Source organism: Streptomyces sp. NPDC048696 (assembly GCF_043198895.1).
GTDB lineage: Bacteria > Actinomycetota > Actinomycetes > Streptomycetales > Streptomycetaceae > Streptomyces.
Map to the genome: position 1 here is coordinate 294,904 of NZ_JBICVJ010000003.1, position 13,738 is coordinate 308,641.

The following is a 13,738-nucleotide window of genomic DNA, read 5'->3' on the forward strand; positions in this document are numbered from 1 at the left end:
GTCTGCGGACCGGTGGGGGCTGGTCGCGCAGTTCCCCGCGCCCCTTAATGCGCCCCTGCGGGGCGATCCTCGCTGGCCGCGCCCCGAATCGGGGTGCAGGGGGCGCAGCCCCCGCTCAGGGGTCCGGGGGCGCAGCCCCCGGGAGACCACCTCCACCCCCACCCACCCCCGGAGGCCACGCGGCGGAGCCGCACATGTCACAGCGGGAAGGGGTGGGGTGGGGCTAAGCGTCCAGGCCCGCCAGGACCAGGGGCAGCCGCGCCGCGCCGCCCTCCAGCACCCGCACCGGCACGCCCCAGTCCTGCTGGTGGACGTGGCACGCCGGGTACTCGTTCGCCGGGTCGTCGTCGCACGACGCCGCCATCGCGGAGACATGGAGCACGCCCTCCGACACCGCCGGGTTCAGCTCCAGCGCACGCGAGAGGTCCGAGCCCGCCCCCTCCCCCGACAGCAGCAGCTCCGGAGGAGTGGAAGACACCAGCAGCCGGGTCGACGGACCGTACCGCGTGTCCAGCTTCTGACCCGTCGGCGCCTGGAACACCACGTCCAACCGAAGCCGCCCGGGGGCGACTTCGGTCGCCGCCCGCTGCGTGCGGTGCGCGACCGCGTCGACCCGTACCGCCGACTCCGGCAGCCGAAGCCGCGTCAGCCGGTGCCGAGCCGACTCGACCACCACGATGTCGTCCCCGACGAGCACCGCGTCGCTGGGCTCGCGCAAGTCCGTGGCCAGCGTGGTGACTTCACCCGAGGCCGGGTCGTAGCGCCGCAGCGCGTGGTTGTACGTGTCGGACAACGCCACCGACCCGTCCGGCAGCGCCGTCACGCCGAGCGGGTGCTGGAGCAGGGCCTGCGAAGCCTCCCCGTCCCGGTGCCCGAAGTCGAACAGCCCGGTCCCGACAGCCGTACGCACCACGTACGAAGACCCCTCGCGCTCCACATACCGCAGCGCCGAGTTCTCCGAGTCCGCGACCCACAGCCGGTCCCCGTCCGCCGCGAGCCCCGACGGCTGCGCGAACCACGCCTCGGCGGCCGGTCCGTCGACCAGCCCCTCCTGCGTCGTCCCGGCCGCGACCTCGACCGTGCCGAGCTCGGGGTCGTACGTCCACAGCTGGTGCACCCCGGCCATGGCGATCCACACCTTGCCCTGCCACCACGCCACGTCCCACGGCGAGGAGAGGTCGACCTCCAGGGCCGGCCCGGACGTGGGCGAGCCCTGCCACCACTGCTTGCCGGTGCCCGCGACCCGTACGACATCGCCATTGGCGGGGTCGAACACCCGCAGCGCGTGGTTGACGGTGTCCGCGACCACGACACGGCCGTCGGGCAGCACCGCGAGCCCCTGCGGCTCCTTGAACTCGCCGGACTCCGCGTCGCCGATCCGCCGCACGACCGTCTCCCCGTCCGGCTCCAGCTCGACCAGCTGGTGCCGGGTCGAGTCGGAGACCAGGAAGTTCCCGCTGCCCGGCAGCACGACCGCCTTGCCCGGGAAGCGCAGATCGCTCGCCACCGGCTCCGGCGCGACGTACGGCCCGTCCCCGCGCCGCAGCGTCCCCTTGGCCGCGTGCTCGGCCTCCAGCTCCTCCACCAGCTTCGCGATGGCGTGGGCGTGCCCCTCGCCCGCGTGCTGGCCGACGATGTACCCCTCGGGGTCGATGACGACGAGCGTGGGCCAGGCCCGTACCGCGTACTGCTTCCAGGTCGCGAGCTCCGGGTCGTCCAGGACCGGGTGGTGCACCTGGTAGCGCTCGACGGCGTCGACGACGGCCTGGTGATCGGCCTCGTGCACGAACTTCGGCGAGTGCACCCCGATGATCACCACGGTGTCCCGGTGCTTCTCCTCCAGCTCCCGCAGCTCGTCCAGGACGTGCAGACAGTTGATGCAGCAGAACGTCCAGAAGTCCAGGATGACGATCCTGCCCCGCAGGTCGGCGAGGGTGTACTGCTGATCACCGGTGTTCAGCCAGCCGCCCTTGCCGATGAGCTCGGGGGCACGGACACGGGCACGGCGGGGGGCCGGCGAGGCATCATTCATGGGTCAAGGGTGCCACCCCGGCGTGAACGCCGGATCACAGCCGCATGATGCGGATTCCAGGGATTCAGAAGTCGCCGGTATCGATCCCGCAGTCGAATGGAGCCGGGATCCGCAGTTCCTGGCCGAAGGAGACGGTGGTGCGCGAGCGGTATCCGTGCGGAGAAGGGTCGGAGCAGCAGGTGATCTCCCGGTCCTGCATGTCGACCACCAGGTAGACGGGGACCAGCCGACCGTAGACCTGGAGTTTGTCCTCCCAGTCCGCGTCCCGGGTGGAGACGGAGGTGAACTCGGCGACGAGGGACAGGGCCTCGGCCTCGGCGTGCCGTCCCTCGGCGTCGAAAGCCGACACGTCAGCGACATAGAGGTCCGGCCCGTAGGCGCGCTCGGCGTCCGGGAAGCGGAAGAGGAAGGGCGCGATCTCTACGACGTGCTTTTCCGGGGCGTGGGCCTTCAGCTGCTCACGCAGTGAACTCATCGGGCGGTAGTAGCGCAGCTTGGACCACCGCGACACGACGATCTTCCCCCGGATGAGTTCGGCCTTGAAGCCGTCTGGCGTGTCCAGCTCTTCGACGGTCCGCAGAAGCCTGTCGAACGTTCGTTCCCCTTGGTCGACTATGGGCGTGGCCTGCTCCGTCATGGCGGTCACCCTAATCCTCCGGATGCTGCGTCGTGCCGACTGAACCCCGTACCTCACCCAGGCTGGTGCGGAACCCGATGCCCTGCCCTCGTTCCGGGCCGGATTCACCCCCGCACCCGCCCACCCCGAACGCCTCAGCCCAGCCGCCGGTCCTTCAGCGCCGGGAAGGACTCCCGGGTCGTCGCCACCCGGGACAGGTCCAGATCCACCGTCAGGACCTCCTCGCCCTCGCCCGCCTCCGCCAGGACCTCGCCCCACGGGTCGATCACCACGCTGTGGCCCGCCTGCGGGACGCCCGCGTGGGTGCCGCCGGTGCCGCAGGCCAGGACGTACGCCTGGTTCTCGACCGCGCGGGCGCGCGCGAGGAGCGTCCAGTGGGCCAGGCGCTTGGCGGGCCAGCCCGCCGGGATCACGAAGGTCTGCGCGCCCGCGTCGACCAGGCCCCGGAACAGCTCGGGGAAGCGCAGGTCGTAGCAGGTGGCGAGGCCCGCCACGGTCTCCGGGAGCGCCACGGTGACCAGTTCGGCGCCCGCGCTCATCAACAGCGCCTCGCCCTGGTCGAAACCGAAGCGGTGGATCTTGCGGTACGTGGCCGCGAGCTCGCCCTCGGGCGTGAGGACGAGGGAGGTGTTGTAGAGGCCGCCGTCCGCCGCCCGCTCGGGCACGGACCCGGCGTGCAGCCAGACTCCCGCGTCCCGCGCGGCCTTTGACATGGCCGAAAACGTCGGTCCGTCAGAAACCGACTCCGCCTCGGACTCGAAGCTCTCGTACGCGAACGCGCCGACCGTCCACAGCTCCGGGAGCACCACGAGGTCGCTGCCCCGCTGCTCGCGCACCAGCGAAGCCGCCCGCTGCCTGCGCGAACTGACCGGTTCCTGGGGGTCTACACCGAATTGGATGAGAGAGGCGCGCACACTACCACCGTCCTGGCATTCGAGTTGTCAACACGGGCCTACGATCGTCACACGAAAGCACTGCCGGGGTGCCTTTCGGCAGCGTAACTTAACTGCCACAGCGCCCAGCCCGCGTACGTACAGAACCGCCGAGGGGTCCCGTGACCGTCCATCCCAGCCTCCAGACCTACGCCGACGCCTGGACCCACTCCATCGAGGCGATAACCGAGCTGGTGCTGCCGCTCGTCGAGGGCGAGTGGAACCGCGCCACTCCGTGCCCGTCGTGGTCGGTGCGCGACATCGTGTCGCACATCATCGGCATGGAGTGCGAACAGCTCGGCGACCCGCGTCCGATCCATACGCTGCCGCGCGATCTCTACCACGTGCAGAGTGAGTTCGCGCGCTACATGGAGATGCAGGTCGATGTGCGCAGACACCACACCGCGCCGGAGATGACCTCCGAACTGGAGTACACGGTCATCCGCCGGGCGCGGCAGCTGCGCAACGAGAACCGGGCCCCCGACACCATGGTCCGCGCGCCGCTCGGCGCCGAGCAGACCCTGGAACTGGCGCTGCGGATGCGGGCGTTCGACGTGTGGGTGCACGAGCAGGATCTGCGCACGGCGCTCGGCAAGCCGGGCAACCTGGACTCGCCGGGCGCGTACGTGGCCCGTGACGTCCTGCTGCAGACGCTGCCCAGGGTGGTCGCCAAGGACGCGGGCGCCCCGCCGAGCTCGGCGGTCGTCTTCGACATCCACGGGCCGGTCGAGTTCCTGCGTACGGTACGGGTCGACGCCGAGGGGCACGGCACGATCGACGGCGCGCCCTCGCTCGGGCCGCTCGCCACGATCGCGATGGACTGGGAGACGTTCATGCGGCTGGCCTGCGGCCGGGTCCGCCCGCACGCGGTCGTGGACCGGGTGAAGACCGAGGGCGACCAGGAGCTGGCCCAGGCGATCCTGCGGCACTTCGCGGTGACGCCGTAACCCCTACAGGTCCTCGGCCTCAGACCGTGACGTGGACCGCCTCCACCCGGCTCGCCACCAAGTGGTCGCGCTCGCGGTGGGCCGCGCGGGAGCGCAGCCGCAGGATCTGTACGACGCCGAGCGCTTCGAGGACGAACACCGAGGAGAAGGCGATCCGGTAGTTGTCGCCGGTCGCGTCCAGCAGGACGCCGACGGCGAGCAGGGTCGTCATCGAGGCGACGAAGCCGCCCATGTTGGTGATGCCGGACGCCGTGCCCTGGCGCTCGGGCGGGTTCGCGGGCCGGGAGAAGTCGAACCCGATCATCGAGGCGGGCCCGCAGGCGCCGAGCACCACGCAGAGCGTGATGAGCAGCCAGATCGGCGCGTGCTGCCCGGGATACGCGACCACGGCGCCCCACAGCGCGGCCGTCGCCCCGACCGTCCCGAGGGCGAGCGGCAGCCGGGCCTCGTGGTGGCGCGCGATGAGCTGCCCGTACACGAGTCCGACGACCATGTTGGAGAGCACCACGAGCGTCAGCAGCTCCCCGGCCGTGCCCCGGGACAGCCCCTGCGCCTCGACCAGGAACGGCATCCCCCACAGCAGCAGGAACACCATGGCCGGGAACTGGGTGGTGAAGTGCACCCACATGCCCAGGCGCGTCCCCGGCTCGCGCCAGGACGCCGCGATCTGACGGCGTACGTACGCGCCCCCGGCGTGCGCGGCGGGCGCGGGCTCGTGGCCCTCGGGGTGGTCCTTGAGGAAGAGCAGCAGCAGGACGAGCACGACCACGCCCGCCAGCGAGCTGCCCGCGAACGTCCGCGTCCAACCGATCCCGTGCAGGGAGCGGGCGATGACGACGGTGGAGACGAGGTTGCCCGCCATCCCGAACAACGCCGCGACCTGCGCGATCAGCGGCCCGCGCCGGGCCGGGAACCAGCGCGAGCCCAGCCGCAGCACGCTGATGAACGTCATCGCGTCGCCGCAGCCGAGCAGCGCGCGGGAGGCCAGGGCGGTGCCGTACGAGGGCGAGAGCGCGAAGCCGAGCTGGCCGGCGCTGAACAGGACGACGCCGAGGGTCAGCACCTTCTTGGTGCCGAGCCGGTCGACCATGAGGCCGACGGGTATCTGCATGCCGGCGTAGACCAGCAGCTGGAGTATGGAGAAGGTGGAGAGCGCGGAGGCGTTGACGTGGAAGCGGTCGGCGGCGTCGAGCCCGGCGACGCCCAGACTGGTGCGGAAGATGACGGCGACGAAGTAGACGGCGACGCCGATGCCCCAGACGAGGACGGCCCGGCGGCCGCCGAGGGGGTCACCGGGCAGGGACGCGTTCGCCCCGGACGCGCCCGCTCCGGACCCGCCTGCCCCGGACGCGCCTGCTCCGGATGCGGCGGAACTCATCGTTCGTCACCCCGGACCAGGACCTTGACCCAGCTCAGGTGCTGGCGCACACAGTGCGCGGCGCGCTCGGCGTCCCCGGCCCGGATGGCGTCCAGCATCTCCTCGTGCTCGACGATGTTCTTGGCGATCCGGTCGGGCTGCGCGTGCATCACGGCGACGCCCATCCGCAGCTGCCGGTCGCGCATCTGGTCGTAGAGCCGCGACAGGATGTCGTTCCCGGCGTTGCGCACGATCTCGGCATGGAAGCAGCGGTCGGTGACGGCGACGGCGGCGAGGTCCCCGGCGGCGGCGTTCGCCTTCTGCTCCGCCAGGAGCTCTTCGAGCCGCGCGATCAGCCGCTCGGGCGCGGGCACCGCCTTGCGGGCGGCGAACTCCTCGACCAGGAGCCGGGTCTCGACCACGTCGGCGGTCTCCTGCGCGGAGACGGCGAGGACGAGCGCGCCCTTCTTGGGGTAGAGCCGGATGAGCCCTTCCACTTCGAGCTTGAGCAGCGCTTCCCGCACGGGCGTGCGCGAAACCCCGACGGCCTCGGCCAGCTCGCCCTCGGTGAGCAGCGTCCCACCCTCGTAACGCCGGTCGAGTACGGCCTGCTTGACGTGCATGTACACGCGGTCGGCGGCGGGGGGCTGCTTCACGGACCGGTTGGCGGACGGGTGGGCGGACGGGTGGCTCAAAGCGGAGGGCGCGGCGGGCATGCGCACAGGATAGATACAACGGGTGTACGTGAGAAAGGGGCGTCCGGATGGCGGACCGGACGCCCCGTGTCAGCGGCTTGGTTCAGGTGTGGGCACCTTGGCTCAGGCCGTCTCCAGCGCGCCCAGCACCCGCCCCACGTTCTTCTTCTCCGTGACGACGAGAACCGGCGTCCGCCCGTCCCGGCACTCCACGACCAGCGTCTCGGCCGGGTAGTCGCCGCCGCCCGGGTCGGTCCAGTACGGCGGGCGGACCCGCTGCGGGACGAGGGTGCGCGGCACGGTCGTCCGGGCGAACGCGCCCGTCGGGTCGGGGGTGGTCGCGAACAGGCCCCGGCCGGTGACCAGATAGCCGCCACCGTGGCCCGCGCGGTACGGCACGTCCCCGAGGACCGCGCCGGGGAAGATCTCCTCACCGCTCCCGGGGGCGACCGGCTCGACCTCGATGGTGTCGTCCTTCGGCCTGCGCCGCCCGAGCACGAAACCGGCCAGCAGGCACCCGACCAGAGTCACGGCGACGGCCCCGGCGGTGCCCAGCAGCGCGTCCCGGACGCTGTCGGCCAGCAGCGCAAGGCCGACCCCGACCCAGGCGGCGCCGAACGCGGCCACCGTCGGCAGCGCGACCTGCCAGGGGTTGGCCCGGCGGGAGGAGCCCGAGCGCCGGGACCACCAGTACGCGGACCACAGGAACCCGGTGCTGAAGACGCCGAGCCCGAGGCCCCAGGCGGCGAACGGGCGCCAGTTGCCGGTCGGATCGGCGTACGCGGCCTGCCAGCCGTCCGCGAAGTGGACGGCCCGGATCTGGCCGCGCCAGTACCGGACATGGACCCGGTCCCCTGACGAGTTCCCGGCGCGCCCCTCCAGCCGGGCCCGGTCGGTCGTCCCGTCGGCCAGCTTCACGTACATCCAGTAGGACACCGTCTTGCGATGGGCGTCCCGGGTGTGGTCGACGCGCGCGGGCACGGACCGCAGGCAGTCCTCGCCGGACGGGGGCGCGGACTGGGGCTGGGCCGGGGACTGGGGCGCGGGGCAGGCGACGGCGGCCCGGAAGTCGTGCTCGGAGTCGAGCGCGCGAGGCATGTTCACGAGCAGCAGCCAGGCCGCGATGAGAGCGAAGGCGGCGCCGAGCGTCGCGGAGTAGATGAGCCCGCCGCGGTTGCGCGGGCGCGATGAGCCGTCCGATGTACGGAACGGCTTGTCCTGTTTCGGTACCACGCAGTCATTCTGCGCCGCGATGATCAAGCCGGAGCGACAAGATCACGTCAAGATTCGAGGCGTGGACGAGCGCGGTGGCGGCCCCCGGCACGCCGATGAACGGCCGGGGGCGCTACTGCGGGGCTACGCCCAGGTGATGAGCCGCTTCGGCTGCTCCAGGATCGCGGCGACATCCGCCAGGACCTTGGAGCCGAGCTCGCCGTCGACCAGACGATGGTCGAACGACAGCGCCAGGGTGGTCACCTGACGGGGCTTCACCTTGCCCTTGTGGACCCACGGCTGGAGCTTGATCGCGCCGACCGCCAGGATCGCCGCCTCGCCGGGGTTGAGGATCGGCGTGCCGGTGTCGACGCCGAAGACGCCGACGTTGGTGATCGTGACCGTACCGCCCTGCATGGCCGCCGGGGACGTCTTGCCCTCGCGGGCCGTCGACACCAGCTCGCCCAGCGACGCCGCCAGCTGCGGCAGCGTCTTGTCGTGCGCGTCCTTGATGTTCGGGACGATCAGACCGCGCGGGGTGGCGGCCGCGATGCCCAGGTTCACATAGTGCTTGAGGACGATCTCCTGCGCCGCCTCGTCCCACGACGCGTTGACGTCGGGGTTGCGCTTGATGGCGACCAGCAGGGCCTTGGCGATGAGCAGGAGCGGGTTGACCCGCAGGCCCGCCATCTCCTTGTCGCCCTTGAGCTCCTCGACCAGCTTCATCGTGCGCGTCACGTCGACCGTCACGAACTCCGTGACGTGCGGGGCCGTGAACGCCGAACCCACCATCGCCGCCGCGGTCGCCTTGCGTACACCCTTGACGGGGATACGGGTCTCGCGGGCGCCGGCGGGCTGAACTTCCGCCGTGGGCACGGGCGTTGTTTCACGTGAAACGTCGACCGGCTCGACCGCCGGCGCGGGCGCGGGCGCGGCGGCCGCGTGGACGTCCGCGCGGGTGATGATGCCGTCCGGGCCGGTGGGGACCACGGTCGCCAGGTCGATGCCCAGGTCCTTGGCGAGCTTGCGGACCGGCGGCTTCGCCAGGGGCTTGGCGGCCGGCGGGGCCGCGTGGCCGTTCATCTCGGCCTGCACGGCGGCCTGTACGGCTGCGGCCGCCCCCTGCTCGGGAACCGAAGTCCCCTTGCGCGCACGGCGCTTGGTGGAGGACTCGGCGACCCCGTACCCGACGAGGACCGGCTGGCGGCCCTTGGGCGCCTCCTCCTCGTCGGATTCGGCGGCGGGGGTCTCAACGACCGGCGCCTGGACCGGCGCGGCCTCGGCGACCGGCTCACCGGAGCCCGGCGCCACGTCCACCGAGATGATCACCTCGCCGACGTCCACCGTCGTGCCCTCGGGGAAGCGCAGCTCGTGCACCACACCGTCGTAGGGGATGGGCAGTTCGACGGCCGCCTTCGCCGTCTCCACCTCGCACACGACCTGGCCGTCCGTCACCGTGTCACCGGGCTGGACGTACCACTTGAGGATCTCCGCCTCGGTGAGCCCCTCGCCGACGTCCGGCATCTTGAACTCGCGGAAGCGGGCAGAAGTTTCAGTCATGGTCACGGGACTCCTCAGTACGCCAGCGAGCGGTCGACGGCGTCGAGCACCCGGTCAAGGCCCGGCAGGTACTCCTCCTCCAGGCGCGCCGGCGGGTACGGGGCGTGGTAGCCGCCGACCCGGAGCACCGGGGCCTCCAGGTGGTAGAAGCTGCGCTCGGTGATCCGCGCGGCGATCTCCGCGCCCGCGCCGTAGAAGACCGGGGCCTCGTGGACGACCACCAGACGGCCCGTCTTCTCCACCGACGCCTGCACCGTGTCGAAGTCGATCGGGGACATCGAGCGCAGGTCCAGGACCTCGATCGACTTGCCCTCCTCCTGGGCGGCGGCGGCCGCCTCCACGCAGACCTTCACCATCGGGCCGTACGCGACCAGCGTCAGATCCGAACCCTCGCGGACCGTACGGGCCTTGTGCAGCGGGCCGGGGATGGCGTCGGTGTCGACCTCGCCCTTGTCCCAGTAGCGCCGCTTCGGCTCGAAGTAGATGATCGGGTCGTCGCTCTGGATGGCCTGCTGCATCATCCAGTACGCGTCCGACGCGTTCGAGGGCGAGACCACCTTCAGGCCCGGGACGTGCGCGAACAGCGCCTCGGGCGACTCGCTGTGGTGCTCGACCGCGCCGATGCCGCCGCCGTAGGGGATACGGACGACGACCGGCAGCTTGATCTTGCCGAGCGCGCGGGCGTGCATCTTCGCGAGCTGGGTGACGATCTGGTCGTACGCCGGGAAGACGAAACCGTCGAACTGGATCTCCACGACCGGGCGGTAGCCGCGCAGGGCCAGACCGATCGCGGTGCCGACGATGCCGGACTCGGCCAGCGGCGTGTCGATGACCCGGCCCTCGCCGAAGTCCTTCTGCAGCCCGTCGGTGACCCGGAAGACGCCGCCGAGCTTGCCGACGTCCTCACCCATGATCAGGACCTTGGGGTCGGTCTCCATCGCCTTGCGCAGCGACTCGTTGATCGCCTTCGCGATGGGAAGCTTCTGTACGGTCATGGCTACTTGCCCTCCCCGTCCGCGAACGACGCCTGGTAGGCCGCGAACTGGGCCCGCTCCTCGTCGACGAGCGCGTGCCCGTCGGCGTAGATGTTCTCGAAGATCGCCATGCGGTCGGGGTCGGGCATGGCCCGCACCGCCTCGCGCACGCGTTTGCCGAGCGTCTCCGACTCCTCCTCAAGGGAGGCGAAGAAGGCCTCGTCGGCGTGGCCCGCTTTCTCCAGGTAGGTGCGCAGCCGCAGGATCGGGTCCTTGGCCTCCCACGCCTCGCGCTCCTCGTCCGCCCGGTACTTCGTCGGGTCGTCGGAGGTGGTGTGCGCGCCCATCCGGTACGTGAACGCCTCGACCAGGGTCGGGCCCTCGCCGCGCCGGGCGCGCTCCAGCGCGGACCGGGTCACGGCCAGGCACGCCAGCACGTCGTTGCCGTCGACGCGGACGCCCGGGAAGCCGTAGCCCTGGGCGCGCTGGTAGAGCGGCACCCGGGTCTGCTTCTCGGTCGGCTCCGAGATCGCCCACTGGTTGTTCTGGCAGAAGAACACGACCGGGGCGTTGTAGACGGCGGAGAAGGTGAACGACTCCGCGACATCGCCCTGGCTGGAGGCGCCGTCGCCGAAGTAGGCGATGACCGCGGAATCCGCGCCGTCCTTGGCCACCCCCATGGCGTAACCGGTCGCGTGCAGCGTCTGCGAGCCGATGACGATCGTGTACAGGTGGAAGTTGTTGCTGTTGGGGTCCCAGCCGCCGTGGTTCACGCCGCGGAACATGCCGAGCAGATTGGTGGGGTCCACCCCCCGGCACCAGGCCACGCCGTGCTCGCGGTACGTGGGGAACACGTAGTCGTCGTCGCGCAGCGCGCGGCCGGAGCCGATCTGGGCGGCCTCCTGGCCGAGCAGCGAGGCCCACAGACCCAGCTCGCCCTGGCGCTGCAGTGCGGTGGCCTCGGCGTCGAAACGCCTGGTCAGCACCATGTCGCGGTAGAGCCCGCGCAGCTCTTCGGGCGTCAGGTCAACGTCGTAGTCAGGGTGCTCGACCCGCTCGCCCTCGGGCGTCAGCAGTTGTACGAGCTCGGGGCCGGCGCCTGCCTTCTTGGCGTCCTCGGCGCTGCTACCGGTGCGCTTGCTGCTGCGTCGCGGCTTGCGCGCGGCAGTGCTCTCCACGGTCACGTGCGTGCTCCTCCGTCTGTCCGGCCCCCGGGTTCGCCGGTGTGGCCAGTTGCGGCTCCTCGCCTGCTTCCGGTCGCGGGTGCACGGGGGTGGGTGCGCCTCGCCGGGACAGGCGTGACAGGTGCCCCGGCGAGCGCCCTGTCATAGGCACGTTACCCAGTGCTGCGCATTACTGCGAAACCCCATTTGACCTGCGATTTTGCTTGGATTTCCAAGTAAATCCGGAAAGCGGGGAACAATCACTGGTCACAGCACTGATGACAGCCTTGCAGGCCGCCGGAACAACGGCACGTTATCCCGGTCACCTACGGCACGGGAAGAGCGAATGTGTGAGACTGATTCCGTGCGCGAAACAGGCAAAATCACCGTATTCCTGCTCGACGACCACGAAGTGGTCCGCCGCGGCGTCCACGAAATGCTGTCCGTCGAGGACGACATCGAGGTGGTCGGCGAGGCCGGCACCGCGGCGGATGCCCTGGTCAGGATCCCCGCGACCCGTCCGGACGTGGCCGTGCTCGACGTCCGGCTGCCGGACGGCAGCGGCGTGGAGGTCTGCCGCGAGATCCGGTCACAGAACGAGGACATCAAGTGCCTGATGCTGACGTCGTTCGCGGATGACGAGGCCCTTTTTGATGCCATTATGGCCGGTGCGTCCGGTTACGTCCTGAAGGCGATCCGGGGCAACGAACTGCTCACGGCGGTACGCGACGTGGCGGCCGGCAAGTCCCTCCTCGACCCGGTCGCGACGGCCCGCGTCCTGGAACGCCTGCGCGACGGCGGCAGCGCCAAGCGCGACGACCGCCTGGCGAACCTGACGGAGCAGGAGCGCAAGATCCTCGACCTGATCGGCGAGGGCCTGACGAACCGGGTGATCGGCGAGCGCCTGCACCTGGCGGAGAAGACGATCAAGAACTACGTCTCGTCCCTGCTGTCGAAACTGGGCATGGAGCGCAGGTCGCAGGCGGCGGCGTACGTGGCCCGCCTACAGGCAGAAAAGCACTAGCCCCCACCCCGCCCGTTCCCGCTGTGACATGTGCGGCTCCGCCGCGTGGCCTCCGGGGGTGGGTGGGGGTGAGGGTGGTCTCCCGGGGGCGGGGCCCCCGGCCCCCTTCGCGGGGGCTGCGCCCCTGCACCCCGCTCACGGTCGCTCGACCGCGGACCGTGCTGGGTTGCCCGCGCAGTTCCCCGCGCCCCTCAAGAGGGCCCTCCGGGCCCATTCAAGCGCGCGGGGCTGCGACATATGCGGCTCCGCCGCGTGGGCACGACCAGCCCAAAACAGCCCGCCGCACCCGCCGACGGCCCGCTTTCAGGGGCGCGGGGCTGCGACATATGCGGCTCCGCCGCGTGGGCACGACCAGCTGCACACCGCCCGCAGACGACCTACCGGCCCGCCGTTAAGGGGCGCGGGGCTACGACATATGCGGCTCCGCCGCGTGGGCGCGACCAGCCCCCACCGGCCCGCACCCGACCGGCAACCGCCGGAGGCTTTCGGGAAGGGGTGGGGTGGGGGGAAACGGGCGTCAGCCCCCACCGGCCCGCAGCCGGAAAACGGAGCCCAGGGGCGGAGACCCACCGGCCCGCAGCCGAAAGGGGTCCGAGGGCGCAGCCCCGGGGATTCGGGACCTAGGGCCCGGGATCCAGGGGCCGGCGGCACTGGCCGGGGGTGTAGCACCGGAACGAGAGTGGACCCATGTCCACCGAGGAAACCCGCGCGATCGACCTGCTCCGCAGAGTCTCGTACGGCCGCATAGCCACCAGCATGCGAGCCCTCCCCTTCGTGGCCCCGGCCCGCCACATCGTGGTCGACGGCCGCGTCATCCTCCGTATCCACGCGGGCCTCGGCTACCACGAAGCCTGCGCGGGCAGCGTCGTGGCGTACGGCGCCGACAACCTCTGCGCGGGCGAACCGGCCGCCGCACCCAAAAGCACCGCCACATCCGGCACAGGCACCGGCACAGGCACCGGCACCGGCCCCGGCCCCGGCCCCGCACGCCAAAGCGCCGCCACCCGCCTCTGGTCCGTCCAGTTCACCGGCACCGCCGAACCCGTCACCCCCACCCCCGCCGAACTGGACCTGTTCGGCCCGGCGCCCCGCCGCGTGGACGGCGAGGACTTCATCCCCGTCTACCTCCGCATCGAACCCCAGTTCGTAACCGTCCACTCCCTGGACTATTCCGCAGAGCGCCACCTGCGCCACGCCGCGTGATC

General features: G+C 71.3%; 12 protein-coding genes. 3 read left to right on the forward strand and 9 right to left on the reverse strand.

Annotated features, from left to right (window positions below; translation table 11 throughout):
* Positions 1-223: 223 nt before the first annotated feature.
* The 3 genes from ACGFRG_RS07545 to ACGFRG_RS07555 all read right to left on the reverse strand — a co-directional run bounded on the left by ACGFRG_RS07545 (position 224) and on the right by ACGFRG_RS07555 (position 3,583).
* Positions 224-2,032, reverse strand: a complete 1,809-nt coding sequence (locus ACGFRG_RS07545; protein ID WP_393262257.1) for an NHL domain-containing thioredoxin family protein — start codon at positions 2,030-2,032, stop codon at positions 224-226.
* A gap of 64 nt (positions 2,033-2,096) precedes the next feature.
* On the reverse strand, positions 2,097-2,669 hold the full coding sequence (locus tag ACGFRG_RS07550) for a Uma2 family endonuclease (RefSeq protein WP_393262260.1): 573 nt from the start codon (positions 2,667-2,669) through the stop codon (positions 2,097-2,099).
* A gap of 134 nt (positions 2,670-2,803) precedes the next feature.
* Positions 2,804-3,583, reverse strand: coding sequence for a carbon-nitrogen family hydrolase (locus ACGFRG_RS07555; protein WP_393262262.1), 780 nt, complete (start codon positions 3,581-3,583; stop codon positions 2,804-2,806).
* 140 nt (positions 3,584-3,723) lie between these two features.
* Between ACGFRG_RS07555 and ACGFRG_RS07560 the strand changes: the two genes are divergently transcribed.
* Positions 3,724-4,548, forward strand: coding sequence for a maleylpyruvate isomerase family mycothiol-dependent enzyme (locus ACGFRG_RS07560; RefSeq protein WP_361423295.1), 825 nt, complete (start codon positions 3,724-3,726; stop codon positions 4,546-4,548).
* Positions 4,549-4,567: 19 nt separating this feature from the next.
* Here ACGFRG_RS07560 and ACGFRG_RS07565 read toward each other — a convergent pair whose 3' ends face one another.
* The 6 genes from ACGFRG_RS07565 to pdhA all read right to left on the reverse strand — a co-directional run bounded on the left by ACGFRG_RS07565 (position 4,568) and on the right by pdhA (position 11,530).
* Positions 4,568-5,926 (reverse strand): nitrate/nitrite transporter, encoded by a 1,359-nt coding sequence (locus ACGFRG_RS07565; RefSeq protein ID WP_393262265.1) that lies wholly within the window; start codon positions 5,924-5,926, stop codon positions 4,568-4,570.
* On the reverse strand, positions 5,923-6,621 hold the full coding sequence (locus tag ACGFRG_RS07570; RefSeq protein ID WP_361423289.1) for a GntR family transcriptional regulator: 699 nt from the start codon (positions 6,619-6,621) through the stop codon (positions 5,923-5,925). Before ACGFRG_RS07570 ends, ACGFRG_RS07565 begins: the two co-directional genes overlap by 4 nt.
* A gap of 102 nt (positions 6,622-6,723) precedes the next feature.
* Positions 6,724-7,833 carry a hypothetical protein gene (locus ACGFRG_RS07575; RefSeq protein ID WP_361423286.1) on the reverse strand — a complete coding sequence of 370 codons (1,110 nt, stop codon included), beginning with the start codon at positions 7,831-7,833 and terminating at the stop codon, positions 6,724-6,726.
* 123 nt (positions 7,834-7,956) lie between these two features.
* The gene (locus tag ACGFRG_RS07580; protein WP_393262268.1) at positions 7,957-9,372 is read right to left on the reverse strand and encodes a dihydrolipoamide acetyltransferase family protein; all 1,416 of its coding nucleotides are present in this window, start codon (positions 9,370-9,372) and stop codon (positions 7,957-7,959) included.
* A 14-nt stretch (positions 9,373-9,386) separates the two neighbouring features.
* Entirely contained in the window at positions 9,387-10,367 is a 981-nt protein-coding gene (locus ACGFRG_RS07585; RefSeq protein ID WP_361423280.1) for an alpha-ketoacid dehydrogenase subunit beta, read from the reverse strand.
* Positions 10,368-10,369: 2 nt separating this feature from the next.
* On the reverse strand, positions 10,370-11,530 hold the full coding sequence (gene pdhA / locus ACGFRG_RS07590; protein WP_361423277.1) for a pyruvate dehydrogenase (acetyl-transferring) E1 component subunit alpha: 1,161 nt from the start codon (positions 11,528-11,530) through the stop codon (positions 10,370-10,372).
* A 343-nt stretch (positions 11,531-11,873) separates the two neighbouring features.
* Here pdhA and ACGFRG_RS07595 point away from each other — a divergent pair, with 343 nt between their 5' ends.
* Together ACGFRG_RS07595 and ACGFRG_RS07600 are read left to right on the forward strand one after the other, a co-directional pair.
* A complete protein-coding gene (locus ACGFRG_RS07595; protein ID WP_361423274.1) occupies positions 11,874-12,533 on the forward strand; it encodes a response regulator transcription factor in 660 nt (219 codons plus the stop codon).
* Positions 12,534-13,220: 687 nt separating this feature from the next.
* Positions 13,221-13,736 carry a pyridoxamine 5'-phosphate oxidase family protein gene (locus tag ACGFRG_RS07600; protein WP_393262273.1) on the forward strand — a complete coding sequence of 172 codons (516 nt, stop codon included), beginning with the start codon at positions 13,221-13,223 and terminating at the stop codon, positions 13,734-13,736.
* Positions 13,737-13,738 lie beyond the last annotated feature (2 nt).